The sequence below is a fragment of the Streptomyces sp. NPDC058964 genome (assembly GCF_042741275.1).
In the GTDB taxonomy this organism is placed as follows: domain Bacteria; phylum Actinomycetota; class Actinomycetes; order Streptomycetales; family Streptomycetaceae; genus Streptomyces.
The window spans coordinates 1-7,456 of record NZ_JBHYKH010000451.1; the positions used below are offsets into that span (position 1 = coordinate 1).

Genomic DNA, 7,456 nt, shown 5'->3' on the forward strand with positions numbered 1-7,456 from the left:
GGCCCCCTCCCGCTGAGGTCGTCAGTGGTCACGGAGGTCACCGCCCCATGATGCGGGTAGCCGGTGGTCACACGTCGCTGCGCACCAGCCGGTAAGCCGCTCCGGCCAGCGCGAGGACCGTCCAGCCGAGGAAGACCAGCAGCCCGGCGCCCGGCGACAGGGTGGTGGAGTCGTGGGTCAGTGCGAAGAGCGACTCGCCGGCGTGGCTCGGCAGGTAGGGGTCGATGTTCCCTTGCCACGAGCTGGGCAGCAGGGAGACCAGCCCGGGTACGAGCATGAGGGCGGCCACGAGCACCGAGATGCCACCGGCCACCGAGCGCAGCAGCGCCCCGAGGGCGGTGCCGATCATGCCGACCAGGCCGAGGTAGAGCCCGGCGCCCAGCAGGCTGCGGACGACGCCGGCGTGACCGAGGCCCATGGCGGCGGGCGTGCCCGAGACGATCCGGCTGCCGACGAGGAAGGCGACGAACGCGCCGACGGTCGCGACCACCAGGGCGACCAGGCCGTACACCGCCGCCTTGGACCACAGCACGGGCAGTCGGCGTGGTACGGCCGCGAGGGTCGAGCGGATCATGCCGGTGGAGTACTCGCCCGCCGTGACCAGCACGCCGAGCACGCCGAGGGCGAGCTGGGCGAAGTTCGTGCCGAAGAGGGACAGGCTCGCGGCGGTCGCGGCGGCGAAGTCGCGGTCCATGTGCCGACCGGACGTCAGATTGGACTTGTAGTGGCTCGCGGCGATGACGCCGAAGGCGACGAGGAACAGCAGGCCCAGGCCGAGGGTGATCCAGGTGGAGCGCAGGGACCAGAGCTTGGCCCACTCGGAGGCCAGCACGCGTCGGCCGGCTACCCGGTAGGTGGGTCGGGCCTGGGCGGACGGCGTGGTCTCGGGTGTTGCCGTGAGGGTGCTCATGCCGCGCTCCCGGAGGTCTCGGTGCCGGTCGTGGTGCCGTGGTACTCCACGGCGTCTCTGGTCAGCTCCATGAACGCCTCCTCCAGCGACACCGTCTTCGTGGTCAGCTCGAACAGGGGGATGCTGTGCTCGGCCGCCTTCAGCCCGATCTCGCGGGCGGACAGCCCGGTGACCTGCAGTTCCTCGGAGCCGACGCGACCGGTGATCTCCACGTCCGGCCCGGCCAGCACCTCCCGCAGCTGCGCGGGGTCATTCGTGGCGACCTTCACGGTGTCGCCGCCCGCCGCGTCCACCAGGTCCTGCACGGTCGTGTCGGCCAGCAGCCGGCCGCGTCCGACGACGATCAGGTGGTCCGCCACCAGTGACACCTCGCTCATCAGGTGCGAGGAGACGAACACCGTGCGCCCCTCGGCCGCGAGGGAGGTGAGCAGGTTCCGGATCCAGAGCACACCCTCGGGGTCCAGCCCGTTGACCGGCTCGTCCAGCATCACCGTCTGCGGATCGCCGAGCAGCGCTGCCGCTATGCCGAGCCGCTGCCCCATGCCGAGGGAGAAGGCACCGGCCCGCTTCTTCGCGACGCTACCGAGACCGGCCAGTTCGATGACCTCGTCCACCCGGCGGCGAGGGATGCCGTGGGTGAGGGCCAGCGCCCGGAGGTGGTTGTGGGCGGAGCGGCCCGGGTGGATCGACTTCGCCTCCAGGAGCGCCCCGACCTCCTGCAACGGCGCCTGGTGGCGGGCGTAACGCTGTCCGTTCACCGTGACCGTGCCGCTGGTCGGCGCGTCGAGTCCGACGATCATGCGCATCGTGGTGGACTTGCCCGCGCCGTTGGGACCCACGAAGCCGGTCACCGAGCCCGGTTTCACGGTGAAGTCCAGCCCGTCGACGGCCGTCTTCTCCCCGTACCTCTTGGTGAGCTGCTGTGCCTCGATCATCCGGTTCTCTCTTTCGGACCACGGCGCCCGAAATGGTGCATGGCGCCTCCTCCGTCACGCTAAGCCCACGAACTGCCGGATCCGGTGGTACCCGGGCGTGATCAGTCACCGCCGCGTAGTACCGGGGTACTAGACCTACCGGCGAAGTGCAGCTCGTCAGGTCACGGAATGCCGGCCCTGTCGGCGGCGGCCGGGCCAAGCGACGCCGAGAGGTCCCCCTCAGCGCTCCAGGCGGCCGACCCCGCCCACCGGCGGTGCGCTCCTGGATGCGGCGTGGACCGCACACAGCGCCTGCTGCGCGCTGTCCGGCATGTGATCGCTGTAGCACCGACGCTGTGGTCACGGCAGCCGGAGCCTGAAAGGCGGCGACACTTCCGCGCCGGTGACCACTGAACCTCTGTGTCCCCGGCGCCCAGCCAGCGTCATGGGCCGTGTGCCGAACGCGGACCCCGCCATCGCCTGCCCGCCGGTGCGGGGCCGCCACCGCGAGGGCGATCTGCCTCCGTGCCCTCGGTCCGGGCCCGGTGCCCGCGCCGAGGACCAGGCGTAGGGCCTGCCTGTGTTCGTCGTCGGCCGACCCGGCAGGGCGAGGTGTGGTGGCCCCGCGCGGCTGACGGGATGTCTTCGTTCGTGTGCGGGCGGCGCGCGCAGGCTGGAGCTGGACACGGGCGTCGAGGCCGCCATGAAGTGCGGCGTCGAGTGTGACGTCGAGCCGTCGGCCCGGGTGAGCCGCTGGACCGTGGAAAGCCGTTACGGACCCCGCGGCCACCAGGGCTCTGACCAGGGAGAATGGAGAACTCTGGCTGGAGTACCTAGGGTCAGCGCGTGGCTTTTATCGTGGTGTGCGAAGATGACGCGGCGGTCCGCGACGTCCTCAAGCGCGCACTCGAGCACGACGGCCATACGGTCGCCGTCGCTTCGACGGCGGACAGCCTGCTGCGGCACCTTGAGCCGGTCCCTCACCTGGTCGTCCTGGATCTGGGGCTCCCGGACGCTGACGGCCGCGACGTCTGCTTGGCGCTGCGGGCACGTGGCATTGATGCCCCGGTGCTGATGCTCACCGCCCTGGACGGCATGCATCACAAGGTGGGCGGCTTCGAGGCGGGAGCCGACGACTACGTGACGAAACCGTTCGATGTCCCGGAGTTGCTGGTGAGGGTCCGCGCCCTGCTGCGCAGAACAACCGCGACGACCTCGCCGAGGGGCGTCGTCCTCGATCCGGCGAAACATGTCGTGATCTACGGTTCGACGAGCGAGAGCCTGACGCCGACCGAGTTCCGGTTGTTGGGCAGGCTTATCGCTTCGCAGGGCGATGCTGTACGCCGCCACGCCCTTGTTGCTGCCGGTTGGCCGCACGGCGCGCAGGTCAGCGACAACACCCTCGACTCCTACGTTCGCCGGCTGCGGACCAAACTCGGTGCGCTGGGCGTGGCCGATCGCCTGGCGACGGTCCGTGGGGTGGGCTATCGATGGGAGTGACGGGCTTCCGTGGGAGGGTCGTGGCGCTTGCGGTTCTGATCGCGACAGCGGTGGTCGCCGTGCTGGTGGTGGTCTCGCACGTGTTGCTGAGCCGGGTGACCGACGCCGACGCGAATGCTCTGGCGCACACGCGGGCAGAGGCGGTGGCGGCGAACGTAGCCGTACGCGGTGGCCGCGTCGTGCTGATTGAGAGCGGCAACGAAGCGCTGGACACGGTCGCGTGGGTGTATGCCGATGGGCACCTCGTTGACGGGATCGTGCCGGGCAGCGTCCTTGACCGCGTGGAGGCGCTTGTCGGCTCCGGGCAGTCCCAGACCACCACGGTCGGCCGTTACCTTCTGTATGCCCAGCCGATCCGGCTCGAAGGACACCGCGTCGTGGCGGTCGTGAGGGTGGATCTGACGCCGTACGAGACGTCGGAGCAGCGCAGCCTGGCGATGGCGCTCATATTGGGTGGCATCTCGATCCTGCTCGCAGGCGTCGTCGCCCACCTCATGGTGGGTCGTGCGTTGCGGGTGGTGCACGAAATGGCCGCTCTTGCCGACGACTGGGGTGATCACGAACCGGGGCGCCGATTCGACCTCGGCGTTCCTCGCGATGAATTCGGGGAGCTCGGGCGAACTCTCGATCGCCTGCTTGACCGCATAGACAAGGCGCTCGCGGACGAACGCCGGCTCACCGATGAGATCGCCCACGAGTTGCGGACGCCCTTGACGGCCCTGCGGGGCGAGGCACAGTTGGCGCAGCTCTCCGGTCACCATGTGGCACCGGAATCTGTTCTGACCGAGGTCGATCGCCTGAACACGGCGATCACGACGATTCTGAGTGCCGCTCGGACACGGATCGATGGCGGTACCCGCTGCGATCTCGGGGCGGCGGCGCGGCAGGCGATCGCTGGTCGCTCCATCGAACTCGCCATCCCGGCCGATGTCGACGTAGCCGTGCCGACCGAGCTCGTCGTGGCTGTGTTGTCACCCCTGCTGGAGAACGGCCTGCGGCATGCAAGCTCACGCGTGTGGGTCACGGCGCGCATCCAGCCCCAGGGCATCGCGATCGATGTTCTCGACGATGGCCCGGGGTTCGACCCAGCAGAGGTCGACCGGGTCTTCGAAGCAGGCGTGACCAGCGGCGACGGGTACGGGTTGGGGCTGACCGTGGTAAGGCGCCTCGCCGCGTCCGCGGGAGTGGCAGTCCGTGCGATCGCGGATGGTCACGGTCGCGTCGAAGTGACCTTCCCCACGGCGTAGGCGATTGCGTAGTCAGGTTGTGTGCAGGTTGGCCGAGCCAACCATCGCCTCATGACAAACAAGAGCGAAGCCCGCACGCGCCGCAGCGGGCGGCTGATGCTGAACAAGGTTCCCGAGGTCACCATCTGGTTCTGGGTGATCAAGATCCTGTGCACGACCGTCGGTGAGAGTTTCGCCGACTGGATCAACATGAAGCTGGGCGTCGGCCTGGTGAACACGGCCTGGATCTTCACCGCGGTGTTCGTGGTGGTTCTGGGCGTCCAGTTGCGGCTGAAGCGGTACGTCCCCTTCCCGTACTGGCTGACCGTGGTCGTTGTCAGTGTCACGGGCACGCTGTACACCGACATCCTGACCGACCAGCTCAACGTGCCGCTGTGGATCAGCTCCTCAGTGTTCTCGGTGCTGCTCGCCGTGGTGTTCGGCGTGTGGTGGTGGCGCGAGCGCACCCTCTCCATCCACTCGGTCACGACGCTGCCGCGTGAGTCGTTCTACTGGCTCGCCGTTCTCGTCACCTTCGCGCTCGGCACCGCGACCGGCGACTGGACCCTCGAACTCACCGGCTGGACCCCGGGAGTCTCGGTCCTGTTGCCGCTCGGGCTCATCGCGGCGATCACGCTGCTGTGGAAGTTCGGCGCCAACCCGGTGCTGTCCTTCTGGCTCGCCTACATCCTGACCCGCCCGCTGGGCGCCAACATCGGTGACTGGCTCGCCTCCCCGAAGGTCGCGCAACCGGGCGAGCCGACCGGCCTCGCGCTGGGTACCTTCGCGACCAGTCTGATCTTCCTCGGCCTGATCCTGGCGACTGTCCTCTACCTGACGGTGACGCGCTCCGACGTGACCGAGACCTACGAGGCTTCGCACACCCCGCAGGTCACCGCCGACCCTGGCAGGGAGCGTATCGCGCTGGCGGGCTTCGGCCTCCTCGCCGTCGCCACCGTGAGCCTGCTGCTCTGGGCGCACAGCCGGCCGCACGTCGGCCCCGCGCCGGAGGAGGACGCCACCTCTACCGTGCACCTCGCCCCCGGGCAGGCCGTGAAGCACTTCCCGTCCACGAAGGTCGACGCACTGAAGGCACTTGCGTCGACGTCACTCAAGGACGCCCAGTCGGGGAACGCGAAGGGGGCCCACGCGGCTGCCCAGTCGCTGCGAGACCTCTGGGATGCCGATCAGAGCTCGTTGCAGCCGCTGGACAACACCGGCTGGACGTTCATCGACGCCCAGATGGACCAGGTCCTGAAGACCTTCGGCATCGACCACTCGAACCCGCCGATGTCGTCGGCCCAGCAGGAGGCTGAACTCCGCACCCTGCTCACAGACATGCGCTGACGGACCTGATCGGCGGTGGCTCCCCAGGGCCGCCGATCACGCTCTTTCAGCCCACAGACTCGGAACGACGGCTGCGCAAGAAGATCACTAAGCTGAATGAACTCCGCGCAGCCGACAAAGAGCAGCTCGCGCAGCTGGCAATGGACGTCGAAAATCTTGTCCGGGTCGTCAATCAGCTCACCCTGGAAAACCGACAACTCCGCCAACAGCTGGCCACGCCAGGCCCCGCCGTTCGACTGCTACCCGCCCACCCCCAGCCTTCGGGACCGACACAGACGACGTCATGAACCCCTCGTAGTGGAACCCGGCAGCGTCGCAAACCGGTCCGGCGGCTGTCACTTCCTGGCCGCGCCGGGTTCCCCGCTAATGGATTCCTGGTAGGCATCCGCGTAGGTGGGCGAGTCCTTGATCAGGTCGTCGCAGAACGCGGCGACGTCGGTGCCGATGAGTTCCAAAACTCCCTTGCCCGCGGCGACGCCCTCCTCGAAGAAGTCGACGATTCCAGAATCCGCCGGATGGCACCCACGGGCGCCGCGCGTCACTCCTGCCAAGGCCCGAGCCGACCATGGGAAGCGGCGCCGACTCCTGCGGGAACAGCGCCGGCCACCGACGCCAGGCCGCACACTGCAACCAGATTCTGCACTCGCCTCGTGCTGCCTTCCGCAGACTGCGCCGTCGATGGTGTAGGTCGGCAAAGCCGGTCCGGACACCTGGCGAAGTCGGAGTCGGCGTCTAGGTCTGCCGTTGTTCGAAGGTGGCGCTGCCATGAGCAGTGATGTCGTCGCCGGTGTGGGCGCTGGGCGGTCGGCTGCCGACGAGTACGCGTCGATAGTCGCGCGAGCTATGGCTGATCGCGGGTTCTGCACGCTGCCGGAGTTCTCGACTTCCGACGGTGCGATGACGGCAGCACGCAACGGGACGCCTCGACGGGCATCTTCAGCCAGGCAGAAGTCGGCGGCGGCACCTCCGGAAAATGCAGAACGACTGAAGTGGTTGCCACGCAGCGGTGAAAGCGGTCCATTCGCCGTTCTGCTCGGCCGGGACGGCGCCGACAACCTCACCAGGGCGACGCGGTCGGAAAGATCCCGGCCACGTCGGTACTGCGGCGGATCACCGTGCGCAGCCGCCGCACCGATAAGGTCGGCGCACCCTACCCCGGCGTCCTCTCCGTCCGGGTTGCGCATGCGGCAGGCATGTCAGGCGTGGTCCATTCCTCGGGTGTCCCGGGGATGTCGCCTGCGGCAGGAGCCTGAAGGGCGGCGCTCACTCCTCCATCCTCACCCCTCTCACCCTACTGACAAGGGCCCGACCCGTGCCCGGCCTCGGAGGTGGCCTCTCAGGGCGCCGCCTGGGTGGGGCAGCCCTGCCGCACCGCACCTCGGGGCGGGTGCGATCGCAAAGTCGGCGCACCCTGAGAGCGTCACGGGAACACGAACCGCATGCGGCACCGACCGCATCGTGTGCGCCAGAGCACCCGCTCTCGGGCGAAGCCCCCCCGGAGCGCTACGGGGCGGCTTCGTCGTCTCAAGGCGCCGCGGAGCTGTCCAGTGGGCGGACAC

Annotated in this window: 5 protein-coding genes and 1 pseudogene; 3 read left to right on the top strand and 3 right to left on the bottom strand. The window is 68.8% G+C overall.

Annotated elements, in window-relative coordinates; translation table 11 throughout:
• Positions 1 to 67: 67 nt before the first annotated feature.
• Both ACFW2E_RS36540 and ACFW2E_RS36545 read right to left on the bottom strand, forming a co-directional pair.
• Positions 68 to 910, bottom strand: a complete 843-nt coding sequence (locus ACFW2E_RS36540; protein ID WP_384473227.1) for an ABC transporter permease — start codon at positions 908 to 910, stop codon at positions 68 to 70.
• Complete coding sequence (locus tag ACFW2E_RS36545; protein ID WP_384473230.1) at positions 907 to 1,845, bottom strand: ATP-binding cassette domain-containing protein; 939 nt, start codon at positions 1,843 to 1,845, stop codon at positions 907 to 909. The genes ACFW2E_RS36540 and ACFW2E_RS36545 overlap by 4 nt, the downstream gene beginning before the upstream one ends.
• Positions 1,846 to 2,670: 825 nt before the next feature.
• On the opposite strand from ACFW2E_RS36545, the gene ACFW2E_RS36550 reads away from it, so the two are divergent.
• The 3 genes from ACFW2E_RS36550 to ACFW2E_RS36560 are packed head-to-tail and all read left to right on the top strand — an operon-like array spanning position 2,671 to position 5,897.
• Positions 2,671 to 3,324 carry a response regulator transcription factor gene (locus tag ACFW2E_RS36550; RefSeq protein WP_384473233.1) on the top strand — a complete coding sequence of 218 codons (654 nt, stop codon included), beginning with the start codon at positions 2,671 to 2,673 and terminating at the stop codon, positions 3,322 to 3,324.
• Positions 3,325 to 3,344: 20 nt separating this feature from the next.
• On the top strand, positions 3,345 to 4,571 hold the full coding sequence (locus tag ACFW2E_RS36555) for a sensor histidine kinase (protein WP_384473235.1): 1,227 nt from the start codon (positions 3,345 to 3,347) through the stop codon (positions 4,569 to 4,571).
• A gap of 51 nt (positions 4,572 to 4,622) precedes the next feature.
• The gene (locus tag ACFW2E_RS36560; RefSeq protein ID WP_384473238.1) at positions 4,623 to 5,897 is read left to right on the top strand and encodes a hypothetical protein; all 1,275 of its coding nucleotides are present in this window, start codon (positions 4,623 to 4,625) and stop codon (positions 5,895 to 5,897) included.
• 335 nt (positions 5,898 to 6,232) lie between these two features.
• Here the strand turns inward: ACFW2E_RS36560 and ACFW2E_RS36565 are convergent.
• Positions 6,233 to 6,412: pseudogene (locus ACFW2E_RS36565) on the bottom strand (DUF1048 domain-containing protein); the annotation flags it as partial.
• Between the last annotated feature and the right edge of the window lie 1,044 nt (positions 6,413 to 7,456).